15 protein-coding genes are annotated in these 14,504 nt (G+C 73.1%); 8 read left to right on the forward strand and 7 right to left on the reverse strand.

What is annotated here, in order from left to right:
* Positions 1-45: 45 nt before the first annotated feature.
* On the forward strand, positions 46-471 hold the full coding sequence (locus tag QE370_RS11720; protein ID WP_309634467.1) for a hypothetical protein: 426 nt from the start codon (positions 46-48) through the stop codon (positions 469-471).
* Between the two features lie 3 nt (positions 472-474).
* Here QE370_RS11720 and QE370_RS11725 read toward each other — a convergent pair whose 3' ends face one another.
* The 3 genes from QE370_RS11725 to lpdA are packed head-to-tail and all read right to left on the reverse strand — an operon-like array spanning position 475 to position 4,685.
* Entirely contained in the window at positions 475-1,365 is an 891-nt protein-coding gene (locus QE370_RS11725) for a TIGR01777 family oxidoreductase (protein WP_309634468.1), read from the reverse strand.
* A gap of 7 nt (positions 1,366-1,372) precedes the next feature.
* Positions 1,373-3,250, reverse strand: a complete 1,878-nt coding sequence (gene sucB / locus QE370_RS11730; RefSeq protein ID WP_309634469.1) for a 2-oxoglutarate dehydrogenase, E2 component, dihydrolipoamide succinyltransferase — start codon at positions 3,248-3,250, stop codon at positions 1,373-1,375.
* Between the two features lie 22 nt (positions 3,251-3,272).
* Complete coding sequence (gene lpdA / locus QE370_RS11735) at positions 3,273-4,685, reverse strand: dihydrolipoyl dehydrogenase (RefSeq protein WP_253025535.1); 1,413 nt, start codon at positions 4,683-4,685, stop codon at positions 3,273-3,275.
* A gap of 202 nt (positions 4,686-4,887) precedes the next feature.
* Here lpdA and QE370_RS11740 point away from each other — a divergent pair, with 202 nt between their 5' ends.
* Positions 4,888-5,490 (forward strand): hypothetical protein, encoded by a 603-nt coding sequence (locus QE370_RS11740; RefSeq protein ID WP_253025523.1) that lies wholly within the window; start codon positions 4,888-4,890, stop codon positions 5,488-5,490.
* 103 nt (positions 5,491-5,593) lie between these two features.
* On the opposite strand, the gene QE370_RS11745 is transcribed toward QE370_RS11740, so the two are convergent.
* From QE370_RS11745 to QE370_RS11755, 3 genes are read right to left on the reverse strand one after another with little or no spacing between them, the layout of a single operon-like run.
* A complete protein-coding gene (locus QE370_RS11745; protein WP_253025521.1) occupies positions 5,594-6,049 on the reverse strand; it encodes an ASCH domain-containing protein in 456 nt (151 codons plus the stop codon).
* Positions 6,049-7,416 (reverse strand): serine hydrolase domain-containing protein, encoded by a 1,368-nt coding sequence (locus tag QE370_RS11750; protein WP_309634470.1) that lies wholly within the window; start codon positions 7,414-7,416, stop codon positions 6,049-6,051. Before QE370_RS11750 ends, QE370_RS11745 begins: the two co-directional genes overlap by 1 nt.
* The gene (locus tag QE370_RS11755; protein WP_309634471.1) at positions 7,409-8,899 is read right to left on the reverse strand and encodes a leucyl aminopeptidase; all 1,491 of its coding nucleotides are present in this window, start codon (positions 8,897-8,899) and stop codon (positions 7,409-7,411) included. Before QE370_RS11755 ends, QE370_RS11750 begins: the two co-directional genes overlap by 8 nt.
* A 39-nt stretch (positions 8,900-8,938) precedes the next feature.
* Here QE370_RS11755 and gcvT point away from each other — a divergent pair, with 39 nt between their 5' ends.
* Positions 8,939-10,054, forward strand: a complete 1,116-nt coding sequence (gene gcvT / locus QE370_RS11760; RefSeq protein ID WP_309634472.1) for a glycine cleavage system aminomethyltransferase GcvT — start codon at positions 8,939-8,941, stop codon at positions 10,052-10,054.
* A gap of 87 nt (positions 10,055-10,141) precedes the next feature.
* The gene (locus QE370_RS11765) at positions 10,142-10,336 is read left to right on the forward strand and encodes a hypothetical protein (RefSeq protein WP_067858399.1); all 195 of its coding nucleotides are present in this window, start codon (positions 10,142-10,144) and stop codon (positions 10,334-10,336) included.
* A 33-nt stretch (positions 10,337-10,369) separates the two neighbouring features.
* Here QE370_RS11765 and QE370_RS11770 read toward each other — a convergent pair whose 3' ends face one another.
* Entirely contained in the window at positions 10,370-10,936 is a 567-nt protein-coding gene (locus QE370_RS11770) for a DUF3043 domain-containing protein (protein WP_253025503.1), read from the reverse strand.
* Between the two features lie 69 nt (positions 10,937-11,005).
* Here QE370_RS11770 and QE370_RS11775 point away from each other — a divergent pair, with 69 nt between their 5' ends.
* The 4 genes from QE370_RS11775 to QE370_RS11790 are packed head-to-tail and all read left to right on the forward strand — an operon-like array spanning position 11,006 to position 14,502.
* Entirely contained in the window at positions 11,006-11,716 is a 711-nt protein-coding gene (locus QE370_RS11775) for a PspA/IM30 family protein (protein WP_309634473.1), read from the forward strand.
* On the forward strand, positions 11,691-12,596 hold the full coding sequence (gene htpX / locus QE370_RS11780; protein WP_253025498.1) for a zinc metalloprotease HtpX: 906 nt from the start codon (positions 11,691-11,693) through the stop codon (positions 12,594-12,596). The genes QE370_RS11775 and htpX overlap by 26 nt, the downstream gene beginning before the upstream one ends.
* Before the next feature lie 27 nt (positions 12,597-12,623).
* A complete protein-coding gene (locus QE370_RS11785; protein WP_253025496.1) occupies positions 12,624-13,196 on the forward strand; it encodes a PspA-associated protein PspAB in 573 nt (190 codons plus the stop codon).
* Between the two features lie 37 nt (positions 13,197-13,233).
* Positions 13,234-14,502, forward strand: a complete 1,269-nt coding sequence (locus QE370_RS11790; RefSeq protein WP_309634474.1) for an aminotransferase class I/II-fold pyridoxal phosphate-dependent enzyme — start codon at positions 13,234-13,236, stop codon at positions 14,500-14,502.
* The last annotated feature ends 2 nt before the right edge of the window (positions 14,503-14,504 follow it).

A 14,504-nucleotide genomic window follows, 5' to 3' on the forward strand; every position in this document is an offset into this window, starting at 1 on the left:
GGACGGCCGCTCGACGCGCGCGGGCGGGACGTCGAGGCTGACGCCATGACCAGCTGGCTGGCGGCGCTCGTGACGTGGTGCAGCACGCTGCTCGGCACGGGAGACGCCGACGCCGCCTGCCTCGAGCTGGGCCGTCTCGACGCCCGACGGGCGGTGGCGTTCCTGAGCGGCGACCCGGAGCGGCTCCGCGACGTCTACGCCACGCCCACGCTGCGCGAGGCCGACGCGAGCGTCCTGCGCGGATGGTCCGACCGGGGGCTGCGGCTCGAGGGCATGGCGCAGCAGCGGACGTCGTGCCACGTGGTCGCGCGGTCGAGCCGTCAGGTGGTGCTCGACGTCGTCGACCGGCTGGGGCCCACCCGTGCCGTAGGCCCGCAGCAGGCGTACCGGCTGCCCAGCGACCAGCCGACCCGACGCAGGGTCGTGCTCACGTGGACGGCCGACGGGTGGCGCATCGGCGCGGCCCGGTGAGCGTCAGGCGAGGGCGGAGCGGAGGGCCGACGCGAGGTCGGCGTCCTCGAAGACGAACCCGTTGTCGAGCAGCACCCGCGGCACCATGCGCAGCGAGCCGAGCAGGTCGTCCGAGAGCGCCCCCAGCGCCACGCGCAGCACGGGAGCCGGCGCGACGAGCACGGTCGGGCGGCCCAGCACGTCGCCGAGCGTGTTCGTGAACTCGGCGTTCGTCGGCGCCTCCGGCAGCGACAGGTTGACCGGGCCGCTGATGCTCTCGCGCTCGAGCAGGAAGGCGACGGCGCGCACCCAGTCGCGGCGCGACATCACCGACATGCGCTGGCGACCGTTGCCGAGGCGCGGACCCAGTCCGAGCTTGAACGGCAACAGCATCGGCCCCAGCAGGCCGCCCTCGTCGTCGAGGGGGAGACCGGTGCGCAGGTGCACCACGCGCTGGCCGGCCTGCTCGGCCTCGACCGTGGCACCCTCCCACGCGACGCAGAGGTCGGCGAGGAAGCCCTCGCCGCGACCGGCCGACTCGGTCAGCCGGTCCTGGCCGCGATCGGCACCGTAGATGCCCATGGCCGACCCCGACAGCAGCACCGTCGGGGAGCTCGACGCCGCCACCGCCCGCGCGATGGTCGTGGTCGAGTCGACCCGCGACGACCACAGCTGCTTCTTGTAGCTCTTCGTCCGGGGCCACCGGGCGATCGTCGCGCCCGACAGGTTGACGACGGCGTCGGCGCGGTCGACCAGCACCTGGTCGATCCGGCCGGCGGCGGGATCCCACAGGGAGGCGTCAGGACCGGGGGTGCCCGAGCGCACCAGGCGCGTCACCTGGTGGCCCTGGTCCCGCAGGTGCGAGACCAGGGCCGAGCCCAGGAAGCCGGACGCGCCGCCGACGACGACGTGCATCAGCGGGTCAGAGCTCGCCCTCGAAGGAGCCGCTCTGCAGCCGCTCCTTGACCGCCGTCAGGAACCGACCGGCGTCGGCGCCGTCGATGAGGCGGTGGTCGTAGGTGAGTGCCAGGTACGCCATGCTGCGCACCGCGATGCTGTCGCTGCCGTGGGCGTCGGTGATGACCACCGGACGCTTGACGACGGCACCGACGCCGAGGATCGCGACCTGCGGCTGGTTGATGATCGGCGTGTCGAAGAGCGCGCCGTTGCTGCCGAGGTTCGTGATCGAGAACGTGCCACCGGACAGCTCGTCGGGCTTGATCTTGTTCGTGCGGGTGCGCTCGGCCGCGTCGGCGATCTTGCGCGCCAGCCCGGCGATCGAGAGGTCGCCGGCGTCCTTGATCGTGGGCACGAGCAGACCGCGCTCGGTGTCGACGGCGATGCCGAGGTGCTCGCCGGCCGGGTACGTGACCGTGCCGGCCTCGAGGTCGAGCGCCGCGTTGAGCGTCGGGTACTGCTTGAGCGCCTCGACGGCCGCCTTCGCGAAGAACGGCAGGAACGTCAGCTTGACGCCCTCGCGCTCGAGGAACGCGTCCTTGTGCTTGGCGCGCAGTCGGGCGATCTCGGTGACGTCGACCTCGTGCACCTGCGTGAGCTGGGCCGAGATCTGCAGCGACTCGGTGAGCCGCGACGCGACGACCTTGCGCAGCCGGCTGAGCTTCTCCGTCTTGCCACGCAGTGGCGAGGGCTCGGACGAGGCGGCCGGCGCGGGGGCCGACGGGGCCGTCTCGGCCGGGGCGGGCGCCGCAGCCTCCTCGGCCTTCTTGGCGGCGTCGAGGACGTCCTGCTTGCGGATGCGACCGCCGACGCCGCTGCCGGTGACGGCGGCGAGGTCGACGCCGTGCTCCTTGGCGAGCTTGCGCACGATCGGCGTCACGTAGGTGTCGCCGCCGCTCTGCGTCGAGGCGCCCGACGTCTGCGGGGCCTCCTGCTTCGGCTCGGGACGCGCCTCGTTCTCCGGGTGCGCCTGCTTCTCGGGCTGGGCGGTCGGGGCGGAGGCGGACGGGGCGGGTGCCGAGTCCTCCTTCGTGACCTCCTCGGCCTTCTCCGGCTGGCTCTTCTCGGCCTCGGCGGCCTCCTCGAGCTCCTCGGCCTGCGCCGGGTCCTCGGCGGGGTCGCTGTCGAGCGACGGGGCCTCGTCGGACGAGCCGCCCGAGGAGGAGCCCGCGGCGGACGGGTCGCCGACGACGGCCAGCACGGCGCCGACCTCGACGGTCTCGTCCTCCTCGACCTTGATCTCGAGGATGGTGCCCGCGACGGGGGAGGGGATCTCGGTGTCGACCTTGTCGGTGGAGATCTCGAGCAGCGGCTCGTCGACCTCGACGGTGTCGCCGACGTTCTTGAGCCAGGTGGTGACGGTGCCCTCGGTGACGCTCTCGCCGAGCTCGGGCAGCGTGACCTCGGTGCCCTCGCCGGTCGACTGCGTCTCCAGGTGCGGCTCCTCGCCGTGCTGGTTGACCGGGGTGCCGTCGCTCTCGCGCGCCGGCTCCTCGCCGGGCTGCTCGGCGGACGCCTCGTCGGAGGAGCCCTCCTCGACGTCGGCGTCCTCGGTCTCCTCCGGCTCGGCCGGGGCCTCGCCGCCGGCGTCGGACGGGCTCTCGTCGGCGTCGCCGATCACGGCGAGGTCGGCGCCGACCTCGACGGTCTCGTCCTCCTCGACCTTGATCTCGAGGATGGTGCCCGCGACGGGGGAGGGGATCTCGGTGTCGACCTTGTCGGTGGAGATCTCGAGCAGCGGCTCGTCGACCTCGACGGTGTCGCCGACGTTCTTGAGCCAGGTGGTGACGGTGCCCTCGGTGACGCTCTCGCCGAGCTCGGGAAGGGTGACGGTCGTTGCCATGATGTCGTCCTCGTCGTTCGGGTCAGGCGTGCGAGTGGAGGGGCTTGCCGGCCAGGGCGAGGGCAGCCTCGCCGAGAGCCTCGTTCTGGGTGGGGTGCGCGTGGATCAGCTGCGCGACGTCCTCGGGGTAGGCCTCCCAGTTGACGATCAGGGAGGCCTCGCCGACCTGCTCGCCGTAGCGGGCGCCGATCATGTGCACGCCGACGATCGGGCCGTCCTTCTCGCGGACGAGCTTGATGACACCGGCCGTGCCGAGGATCTGGCTCTTGCCGTTGCCGCCGAGGTTGTACTCGACCGTCTCGACGTTCTCGTCGCCGTACTTCTCCTTGGCCTGCGGCTCGGTGATGCCGACCGACGCGAGCTCGGGGTCGCAGTAGGTGACGCGCGGGATGCCGGGGTCGAGGACGGGCTGCGGGGACAGGCCCGCGATCTCCTCGGCCACGAAGATGCCGTGCGCGAAGCCGCGGTGCGCGAGCTGCAGGCCGGGCACGAGGTCGCCGACGGCGAACACGCCGGGGACGTTGGTGCGCAGCCGCTCGTCAGTGGGGACCCAGCCGCGGTCGACCGTGACACCGGCCTCCTCGAAGCCGTTGCCGTTGCCGTTCGGGCCCCGGCCCACCGCGACGAGGACGAGGTCGGTCTCGATGGTCGAGCCGTTCTCGAGAGAGACCGTGACGCCGCTGTCGGTCTGCTCGACGCCGGAGAACTTGGTGCCGGTCTTGAAGGCGATCTTGCGCTTGCGGAACGCGCGCTCGAGGTTCTTCGACAGCGTCGGGTCCTCCAGCGGGACCAGCGACGGGAGCGCCTCGATGATGGTGACCTCGGCGCCGAAGGAGCGCCAGACCGACGCGAACTCCACGCCGATGACGCTGCCGCCGATGATGACGACCTTCTCGGGGACCTCGCTCATCGTGAGGGCCTCCTCGCTCGTCACGACGCGGCCGCCGATCTCGAGGCCGGGCAGGCTGCGGGCGTACGAGCCGGTGGCGAGCACGACGTTGCGGCCGGTGTACTGCTGGCCGTCGACCTCGACGACGCCGCCGCCGTTCGCGTCGGTGGAGGCGAGGCGACCCTCGCCCTCCACCACCGTGATGCCGCCGGACTTGATGAGGCCCTGCAGACCCTTGTAGAGACGATCGATGACGCCGGCCTTGTAGCTGTTGACCTGCGCCATGTCGATGCCCTCGAACGTCGCCTTGACGCCGTAGGTCTCGCTGTGGCGGGTCTCGTCGGCGACCTCGGCGGCGTGCAGCAGCGCCTTGGTCGGGATGCAGCCGTTGTGCAGGCAGGTGCCGCCGAGCTTGCCCTTCTCGACGAGCGCGACGCTGAGGCCGAGCTGCACCGCACGGAGGGCGCAGGCGTAGCCGCCGCTGCCGCCGCCCAGGATGACGATGTCGAAGGTGTTCGTGCTCTGGTCGCCCGGGCTGTCCGCCACAGTGTCCTCCCGCGTGGAATGGTCGTTCGCCAGCCATCTTGTCACCCTCGGCCCACGCCGCACCACGGGGGGAGCGACCGGTGAGTAGGTTCTCCGGACTCGTCCGCGGGGGTCGTCGTCGGGGGTCGTCGCAGGGCTCGTCCGGGGGAGTGGTCGGCTCGTACCGGGCCCGCCGCCACCAGGGGTCGGGCAGAATGTCGCCATGGCACTGTTCGGCCGCCGACGCGGCAGCTCCGACCGCCGCGCCGTGCGTGACGACATGGCGGCGCTGCGCGACTGGGCGACCATCCGTCACGGCGTGGAGGCGTACGTCGAGCCGCGCACCTCCTTCAACGAGCCGACGGTGGTGCTGGTCGCGTCCGACGGCGAGTCGATCCGCCGTCGCGTGGAGTCCTACAAGGCGGCCGCCGAGCTGGCGCGCAAGCTCGGGATCCCGGTCTACGACGCGAACCGCGTGGGCTACCCCCAGCGCATGCGCGACTACGCGGTGCGCCAGCAGGGTCGCTCCAGCGGCCACACCGCGTCGTCCACCAGCCGCGACCCGCGTCGCTCCACCGCCGGCGGCGGGCCCACGCGGCCGGCAGCCGGACCCCGTCCGCTGTCGCCGAGCGAGCGCGACGCCATCGCGACGCTGCAGGTCTCGGCCGACGTCGCGGGTGGCGACGTCACCGTCCGCCCCGACGACGAGGTGCTGCGCCGCTGGTGGAAGCAGGCCCGCGCCCGCTCGCACCCCGACCGTCGCGGCGGCGACCGTACGGAGTGGGACGAGGTCGAGCGGGCCGCCCAGACCCTCAACCTCTCCTGACCGCTTCCCTGCACCCCGGGATCCCGCTCGTCCCCACGATTCGGAACGTCATCGCCCGTTCCGGTGCCGAAAGTGGGCGATGACGTTCCACATCGTGGGGAGGTCAGGGGCGGGGGTCGGCGTGCTCGGGGGGCCAGACCACCGCGAAGCGCTCGAACCTGGTCTCCATCGCGTCGACGTCGACGTCGTCCGCGAGGCCCAGCACGCGGCGGGCGAAGTCGCGGTGCGCCTGGAGCCACCAGCCGCGGGTGAGGTCGCCCTCGCCCTCGTCGCGCGCGAACGCGTCGTCGACGGAGTCGAGGCGTCCGACGCGCACGTCGACGGTCCGCAGCACCACCCGCGACCTCCCGGAGCCGTCCAGCACGACCCAGTGGTCGCCGACGCGGACCGGGTGGTCGTCGGGGCACACCGGGCCGGCCGTCGCGCGCTTGCCGCCGCCGACGACGAGCGCGAGGAGCTCGTCGGCCATCGCGGGCGAGTCGCCGAACGGCTCGACCGCGGGCTCGACGTCGGCCGCCTCGGGGTGCGCGGCGACGTACGCGGCCCAGAGGTCGTCCATCAGGACCAGCCGGCGTCGTCGAGACCGCCCGGCACGTCGACGTCGGGCGACGGGTCGTAGGGCGTGCGGGTGAACACGAAGCTCGCCAGCGTCAGCTGCACCGGTCGGCCGTCGGCGTCACGCCGGACCGCAAGACGCTCGCCCTCGTGGTAGCCCTCCAGCCCGACCCAGGTGCCGTCGGCGTCGGCCCGGAAGCGGGCCCCGCGGCCCGTGCCGGGCTCGCCCAGCACCAGGTGCTCGCCCTCGAGACGGGCGGGGTAGCGGGCGGTGCCCCAGAACCAGTCGCCCACCAGGTCGAGCCGGTCCGCGTGGCCGGGCCGGCGTGTCCAGGCCGGACCAGCCACGGGCTCCAGCTCGCGCAGGAGGTCGAGCAGGTCGGTGGCCAGGGGGCCGAGGCCGGAGGTGGCGTTGGCGAGCACGACGACGCCGTCCCCGGTGTCTGCGTCGACCCGCAGGCCCGCGAGGAAGCCGGGCATCGACCCGCCGTGCCCCACGAAGCGGCGACCGCCGACGTTCCAGACCTGCCAGCCGAGCGCGTGGGCCCCGGTCCAGGGCTGCCGGGGGACGTCGCTCACGGCGACGGGCCGCAGCATCTCCTCGAGCGTGCCCGACGCGAGCAGGTCGTCGGTGCGGCCGGCGGCGAACGCGGCCCAGCGCGCGAGGTCCTCGGCGCTCGACCACAGCTGGCCGGCGGGAGCGAGCGCCTCTGCGTCGTGCTCGGGCTCCACGTGGGCGACGTCGGCGAACGGGTGCACGGCCAGGCCCGGTGCCGCCTCGGGGCCAGGTCGCAGCGTCGTCGCGGTCATGCCGAGCGGCTCGAGGAGGTCGGCGACGACGCTCTCGTGCCACGACGTGCCCCGCAGGCGGGCGACCAGCTCGCCCAGCACGCCGAAGCCGGTGTTGGAGTAGTGGAACCGCGTGCCGGGAACGTGGACGAGCCGCGGGGCGGCCGACGCGAGCAGGTCCCGCCACGCCAGCCCGGGCGAGCGCTCCCACCACGAGGCGTCGGTCTCGGCCTGCAACCCGGCGGTGTGGCTGAGCAGCTGCGCGACCGTGACGTCGAGGTCGAGCTCCGGCAGGTGCCGACCGATCCGGTCGTTGAGGTCCAGGTGTCCCTCGTCGCGCAGCCGTAGCACCTGCACGGCGACGAACGTCTTCGTGATCGAGCCGATCCGGTACGCGGTCCGGGGCGTGGCCTCGGGCGACGCGTCGGTGCCGTCGAGGTGGCCGGCCGCGCCGGACCACACGGTCCGACCCCCGCGCACGAGGGCGGCGCTGACCGACGGCAGCCGCCGGTCCCGCTGCTCGGCGGCGACGCGGGCGTCGAGCCGACGACGGGTCGTCTCGAGCAGGCCCGGCTCAGTCACCGGACGCGAGGTCCGACGCGAGACGCACGAGCGTGCGGACCGAGACGCCGGTGCCGCCGGACGGCGTGTAGCCGTGCTCGCCGCCGTCGTTGAACGACGGCCCGGCGATGTCGAGGTGCGCCCAGGGGGTGTCACCGACGAACTCGCGCAGGAACGCGGCCGCGAACAGCGTCCCGCCGTAGGGCTTGGGGTTGTGCTGGCGGATGTCGGCGATCTTCGACGACGTCACCGCCGACTTCATCTCCTCGACGATCGGCAGCGGCCACATCGACTCGCCGGTCGTCCGCGCGGCGTCGAGGATCGCGTCGCTGAGCGCGTCGTCGTTGCCCAGCACGCCGGTGGTGCGCTCCCCGAGCGCGACGACGCAGGCGCCGGTGAGGGTGGCGACGTCGACGATGCGGTCGGCGCCGGCCTCGACGGCGAGGGCGAGACCGTCGGCGAGGACGAGGCGGCCCTCGGCGTCGGTGTTGTGCACCTCGACGGTGGAGCCCGAGCGCATGGTGAGGACGTCACCCGGGCGCGTGGCCGAGCCGCTGGGCATGTTCTCGGCGAGGCAGGCGAAGGCCGTGACCTTGACCGGCAGGCCGAGCTCGGCGATGGCGAGCGTGGCGGCGACCACCGCGGCGGCGCCCGCCATGTCGATCTTCATGGTCTGCATGCCGGAGCCGCTCTTGATCGAGAGGCCGCCGGAGTCGAACGTGATGCCCTTGCCGACCAGGGCGAGGTGCGTGACGGCCTTGCGGGGCTCGTAGGAGAGCCGCACCAGACGCGGGGGAGCCTCCGAGCCGGCGCCGACACCGAGGATGCCGCCGCACCCCTCCTTCTCGAGCCGCTTCTCGTCCCACACCGAGACCTTCACCGGCTGGCGTCCGGCGACCTCCGCGATCTGGTCGGCGAAGGCCGGCGGGCGCAGGTCTCCGGGCGGGGTGTTGACCCAGTCGCGGGCCAGGGCGGTGGCGCGGGCGACGACCGCGGCGTGCTCGACGGCCTCGACGACCGTGCTCTGGCGCCCGAACGCCGACAGCACCGTCACCGCGCCCAGGCGCGCCTCGTCGTCGGACGCCTTCGTCTTGTAGGCCTCGTAGCGGTAGGCGCCGAGCAGCGCGCCCTCCGCGACCGCGACGACGTCGTCCGCGCCGGCCGGCTGCAGCGCCAGGGCGGTGGTCGAGGCCTTCAGCCTGATCGCCGCGCGCACGCCCGAGGCGGCGGCGCGGCGCAGCTCCTCGGCGTCGGGCTCCTCGCTCAGGCCGACGGCGACGACCGTGGACGCCTTCGTGGCCTCCCCGCCGGGCGCCACGACGACCTGCCCCTTCTCGCCGGTGAAGCCGAGCAGGGCCAGCGTCGGGGCGAGGTCGGCCGCGTCGTCGTCGGTCCGCACGCCGAGCACGAGGACGTCGGTCTTGACCGTCGAGGTCTTGGAGGTGCTGACGGAGACGTCAGGCAAGGAGGAGGCGGACGAGCGGACGGGCGTCGAAGGGGCCATGTCGCCCATGTAATCACGCAGCCCGCTACGTTGGCCGACATGGACCTGCTCCGTTCGCCGCTGCACGACCACCACGTGGCCCTCGGCGCCAAGATGGCCGAGTTCGGGGGCTGGTCGATGCCCCTGGAGTACCCGTCGGAGTCCGGCGGCGGTGTCCTCGCCGAGCACGCGGCCGTGCGCGAGGCGGCGGGCCTGTTCGACGTGAGCCACCTGGGCAAGGCCAGCGTCCGTGGAGCGGGCGCCGTCGACCACGTGAACGCGCACCTGACGAACGACCTGCGCCGCATCCGTCCCGGCCAGGCCCAGTACACGCTCTGTTGCGACGAGGACGGCGGCACCGTCGACGACCTCATCGCCTACGTGCGCAGCGACTTCGACGTCTTCCTCGTGCCCAACGCCGCCAACACGGCCGCGGTCGTGGAGCGGCTGCGCGCCGACGCGCCGGCCGGCGTCGAGGTCGTCGACCGCCACCGCGAGCTGGCCGTCCTCGCCGTGCAGGGCCCCGCGGCCGACGCGGTGCTCGCCGGGGTGGGGGTGCCCACCGACCACGGCTACATGTCGTTCGTCGAGGCGCCCGTCGGCGGCGCCGAGGCGATCGTGTGCCGCACCGGCTACACGGGGGAGAAGGGCTACGAGCTCGTCGTCCGTGCCGACGACGCCCCCGCCGTCTGGGAGGCGCTGCTGGCCGCCGGCGAGCCGCACGGGCTGCGGCCCTGCGGTCTCGGCGCGCGCGACACGCTCCGCACCGAGATGGGCTACCCGCTGCACGGCCACGAGCTGTCCGCCGAGATCTCCCCGGTCATGGCCCGGGCCGGCTGGGCCGTCGGCTGGGACAAGCCGACCTTCACCGGCAAGGACGCCCTCGTGCGTCAGCGCGAGGAGAAGAGCGTCCCCCTGGTGCGGGGCATCGTCTCCACCGGCCGGGGGATTCCGCGGCCGGGCATGGTGGTGCGGGCCGTCGGACCCGACGGCAAGCCCGGCGACGTCGTCGGCGAGGTGACGTCCGGGACCTTCTCGCCCACCCTCCGGCAGGGGATCGGCCTGGCGCTGCTCGACCGCGCGGTCGGCGACGGCGACGACGTGCTCGTCGAGGTGCGACGTCGCGCGGAGCCGTTCAGGGTGACCAAGCCGCCGTTCGTCGCCGCCTCGACCTGAGTCCAGAGATCGTCCCGGCCTGCCGCACGGTCACGTCGGGGCGAGGATGGCACCACCGACCACGCACGACCGATCAGGAGGACGTCGATGAGCTGGACCTGGCTGCTGGAGACCGCCGACGGGCAGGAGAAGGGTCGTTCCGACGCCTTCGACAGCCGCGGCGACGCCGAGACGTGGATCGGCGAGACCTTTGCCGAGCTGCTCGACCAGGGCGTCGACCAGGCTCGGCTGCTGGACGGCGACACCGAGGTCTACGGACCGATGTCGCTGCACGGCGAGTAGCGCGGGCGGGCGCCTCGCCCGCCAGTACCGGGGTCAGACGCGCTCGCGAGGCTCCTCGCCGCGCGCGATCGCCGGCTTCGGCAGGCGGAAGCGGCGCAGCTGCGTGCTGCGCAGGACGGCGTAGCCGGTCGCGCCGCGCGTCGACTCGCCCGGGAAGCGCAGCTTCAGCTGCTTGCGCAGGCCGCTGACCAGCAGGACCTCGTCGAGGATCGTCAGCAGGATCATGGCCGGCCACGCGATGACGGCGATCGTCTGCGTGGCCAGGGTCGGGACGACGCTGCAGATGAACACCACCACGAGCAGGGGCAGCAGGTACTCGGCGACGTTGCGACGACGGTCGACGTAGTCGCGCACGAACGCGCGCACCGGGCCGCGGTCGCGCGGCGGGAGGGCGTCGCCCTTGCCGGCCCGCAGGGCCTCCTGCTGGCGACGGCGCAGGTCGGCGCGCGCCTGACGGTCGCGCTGCATCTGCTCCTTGCGCGTCATCGGCGTCTTCATCGCCTTCTTGCGCGCCGCCTCGGCCTCCTTGCGGCTCGGCGTCGCACGGCCCTTCTTGGCGGCCTGGGTGCGGTCGTCGGGGGCGGCGTTCTCCTGCGTCACGGCGTCACCCTACACAGCGCGCCCACGTGGTCCGGACGTCCACGTGCCGCAGCCCCGTAGGCTGACCGCATGGGCATCGGACGCAGGATCCGCGACATCTGGCGGTCGCGCTCGCACCGTGAGCTCGACGGCGACGCGCTGCGCAGCTCCCTCGACGACACCTACCGTGCGCAGCTCGCCCACCTGCAGAAGGTGCGCCGTGGCGTCGCCGACGTCACCACCAGCCGCAAGCGCGTCGAGGTGCGGCTGCGCCAGCTCGAGCAGCAGGCCGCGACGTTCGACGCGCAGGCACGCGAGGCCGTGGAGCGCGGCGACGACACCGCCGCCCGTACGGCGCTCGGCCGCAAGGTCGGGCTCGAGGACTCCCTCGCCGACCTGCGCGAGCGGCACGCCGCGCTGCAGCAGGAGGAGGCGACCATCACCGACGCCGCCACCCGGCTCGAGGACAGCATCGAGGACTTCCGGCTCCGCAAGGACACGCTGACGGCCCGCGCGTCGGCGGCCGAGGCCCGCTCCCAGCTGACCAGCGCCGACACCGGCATCGCGTCGTCGTTGAGCAGCGTCAACCAGCAGATGGAGGCCGCCGAGCGGCACACCCGCGAGCTGGAGGCCCGCGCCGACGCGGTCGACGAGCTCGTCGCCGACGGCATCGTCTCGCGACCGGGGGAGAGCAGCGACGACCTCGAGGCCCGGCGCTTCGACCGCGAGCTGGGTCTCGACGTCCCGCAGGGCACCGAGGTGGAGGGAGAGGGCCGTGGCCCGCAGCAGGTTCAGGGCTGACCGGGGGCTCACGCTCCGCATGGGCGGGGTGAGCCTCGGGCTGGGCGCGCTCTACGTCGCGTTCGGTGCCGTCCTCATCTCCTTCTCCGGCAGCGCGGTGGTGGGCCTGGTCATCACCGTCGCCCTCGCCTGGGGACAGTGGTACTTCTCCGACAAGCTCGCCCTCAAGTCGATGGGAGCCAAGGTGGTCAGCGCCGAGCAGGCGCCCGAGCTGCACGCCATGATCGACCGGTTGTGCGTGATGGCCGACATGCCGAAGCCGACCGTGGCCGTGGCCGTCACGGACATGCCCAACGCGTTCGCGACCGGCCGCACGCCGCGGCACTCGGCCGTGTGCGTCACGACCGGCATCATGCAGCGCCTCGACGCCGACGAGCTCGAGGGCGTGCTGGCGCACGAGCTGTCGCACGTGGCGAACCGCGACGTCTCCGTCATGACCGTCGCGTCGTCGCTCGGCCTGCTCGCCGGCTTCATCACCCGCTGGGGCCTCTACCTCGGCGGTGGCGGCAACAACCGCGACAACCGCAACGGCAACGGCGTGCCGTTCATCGTCGTGTTCCTCGTGAGCATGGTCGTCTACTTCGTCAGCTTCCTGCTGACCCGCGCACTGTCGCGCTACCGCGAGCTCAGCGCCGACCGCAGCGGTGCCTACCTGACGGGTCGCCCGTCGAAGCTCGCGTCGGCGCTGGTCAAGATCTCCGGCGACATGAGCCGCATCCCCAACGAGGACCTGCGCGGCGCGCAGGCACTCAGCGCGTTCTTCTTCGCGCCCGCCATCAACCGCGCGTCCGTGAACGCCGTCATGGCCACCCACCCGCCTCTGGAGCAGCGCCTCGCGCAGCTGGCCAAGGTCGGCGCCGAGCTGTCGGATCCGATCTGATGGGCCCGATCTGATGGGCCCGATCTGATGGGCTGGCTCGACGGCATCCTCGGCCGCTCCAAGCCGCCGGAGGCCGACCTCGACGTCCTCTTCGGGGTGCCCCAGGCGGCCCTGACGCTCGAGGCGGCAGGCTTCACGGCCACAGGCGCGGGAGCCGTGTGCTTCCGCGACGTCGACGGCGTCAGCGACGACCGCGTCATGGCCGAGGTGCAACAGGTCATCGGCACCGACGCCTCCGCGACGGTGGCCGTCACCGACGACGGCCAGGGGTTCCGCTGGCTCCAGGTCACGCGGGCACCGGGCGACCTGCAGGGGCTCGTGAGCGACCTGCACGCCGCGAACTCCTCGATGGCCGACGCGGGCTTCGGCCCCCAGCTGCTCTGCTCCACGGTGCTCTTCACGACGCCCTCCGGTGGTCCCCTCGGTCTCGTCTACCTCTTCAAGCAGGGCACCTTCTACCCGTTCGCACCGCAGGCCGGACGGCGTCGCGACAACGCCGTCGAGCTGCAGGTGCGGGCGCTCGTCGAGGGCGACGTGCCCGTGGAGAGGACGCTGGAGCGCTGGCTGGCGCTCTGGGACGCCCCCGGACTGTCCGTCTGACGACGTCGGGTCGCACGACCTTCGGTAGGTTGGGCCCGTGAGCCTCGACACCCTCTCTCCCGACGAGATCCGCGCCCTCCACGACGAGCAGCAGACCGCCTACGAGCAGCTGAAGCAGGCTGGTCTCGCGCTCGACATCACGCGTGGCAAGCCGTCGGCGGCGCAGCTCGACCTCTCCAACGCGCTCCTCGACCTGCCCGGCCAGGACTACAAGGACGCGGCCGGCACCGACACGCGCAACTACGGCGGCGTCGTCGGCAACGTGCAGCTGCGCGAGATCTTCGCCGAGCTCCTGCACGTCCCCGTGGAGCAGCTGGTGACGGGCGACAACGCCAGCCTGGCGATCATGCACGACCTCATCGTCTTCGCGATGCTCAAGGGCACGGTCGGGTCGGAGCGGCCCTGGGCGCAGGAGGAGGAGGTCGTGTTCCTCTGCCCGTCGCCGGGCTACGACCGGCACTTCGCGATCTGCGAGCAGTACGGCATCACCATGCGCACCCTCGACATGCTCGACGACGGCCCCGACATGGCCGCGGTGCGCGAGGCGGTCACCGACCCTGCGGTCAAGGGCATCTGGATCGTCCCGACCTACGCGAACCCCACGGGCGCCGTCGTCAGCGAGGCGGTCGCCGCCGAGCTCGCCGCGCTCGAGACCGCCGCGCCGGACTTCCGGATCTTCTGGGACAACGCGTACGCCGTGCACCACCTCACCGAGGAGCGCACCAAGACCGCCGACATCGTCGGCCTGTGCGCGGCGTCGGGGCACCCGGACCGGCCCTTCGTGCTCGCGTCGACGTCGAAGATCACGTTCGCCGGCGCCGGCGTGAGCTTCTTCGCCTCCTCGCCCGACAACATCGCCTGGTACACCGGGCTCGTCGGCAAGCGGACCATCGGACCCGACAAGGTCAACCAGCTGCGCCACGTCCGCCTGCTCGGCGACGTCGACGGCGTGCACGCGCTCATGGACCAGCACCGCGAGATCCTCGCGCCGAAGTTCGCCGTCGTGCAGGAGGTGCTGTCGACGCGGCTCGGCGGCCTCGACGTGGCCACCTGGACCGAGCCCCGGGGCGGCTACTTCGTCAGCCTCGACGTCCCCGACGGCTGCGCCACCCGCGTGGTGCGGCTGGCCAAGGAGGCGGGCATCGCGCTCACCCCGGCGGGTGCGTCGTTCCCGTACGGCAAGGACCCGCGCGACCGCAACATCCGCATCGCGCCGTCGTTCCCGCCGATCGAGGAGCTGCGCACCGCGATGGAGGGCCTGGCCACGTGCGTGCTGCTCGCGGCCACCGAGCAGCGGCTGGGCTGATC

The sequence above is a fragment of the Aeromicrobium sp. SORGH_AS_0981 genome (genome assembly GCF_031453195.1).
Lineage (GTDB): Bacteria > Actinomycetota > Actinomycetes > Propionibacteriales > Nocardioidaceae > Aeromicrobium.

Coding starts and splice junctions, on each gene's coding strand:
- sucB (WP_309634469.1), bottom strand. CDS start 3,250: ATGGCAACGACCGTCACCCTTCCCGAGCTCGGCGAGAGCGTCACCGAG.
- QE370_RS11765 (WP_067858399.1), top strand. CDS start 10,142: ATGAGCTGGACCTGGCTGCTGGAGACCGCCGACGGGCAGGAGAAGGGT.
- QE370_RS11785 (WP_253025496.1), top strand. CDS start 12,624: ATGGGCTGGCTCGACGGCATCCTCGGCCGCTCCAAGCCGCCGGAGGCC.
- QE370_RS11740 (WP_253025523.1), top strand. CDS start 4,888: ATGGCACTGTTCGGCCGCCGACGCGGCAGCTCCGACCGCCGCGCCGTG.
- QE370_RS11720 (WP_309634467.1), top strand. CDS start 46: ATGACCAGCTGGCTGGCGGCGCTCGTGACGTGGTGCAGCACGCTGCTC.
- QE370_RS11775 (WP_309634473.1), top strand. CDS start 11,006: ATGGGCATCGGACGCAGGATCCGCGACATCTGGCGGTCGCGCTCGCAC.
- gcvT (WP_309634472.1), top strand. CDS start 8,939: ATGGACCTGCTCCGTTCGCCGCTGCACGACCACCACGTGGCCCTCGGC.
- QE370_RS11725 (WP_309634468.1), bottom strand. CDS start 1,365: ATGCACGTCGTCGTCGGCGGCGCGTCCGGCTTCCTGGGCTCGGCCCTG.
- QE370_RS11755 (WP_309634471.1), bottom strand. CDS start 8,899: ATGGCCCCTTCGACGCCCGTCCGCTCGTCCGCCTCCTCCTTGCCTGAC.
- QE370_RS11745 (WP_253025521.1), bottom strand. CDS start 6,049: ATGGACGACCTCTGGGCCGCGTACGTCGCCGCGCACCCCGAGGCGGCC.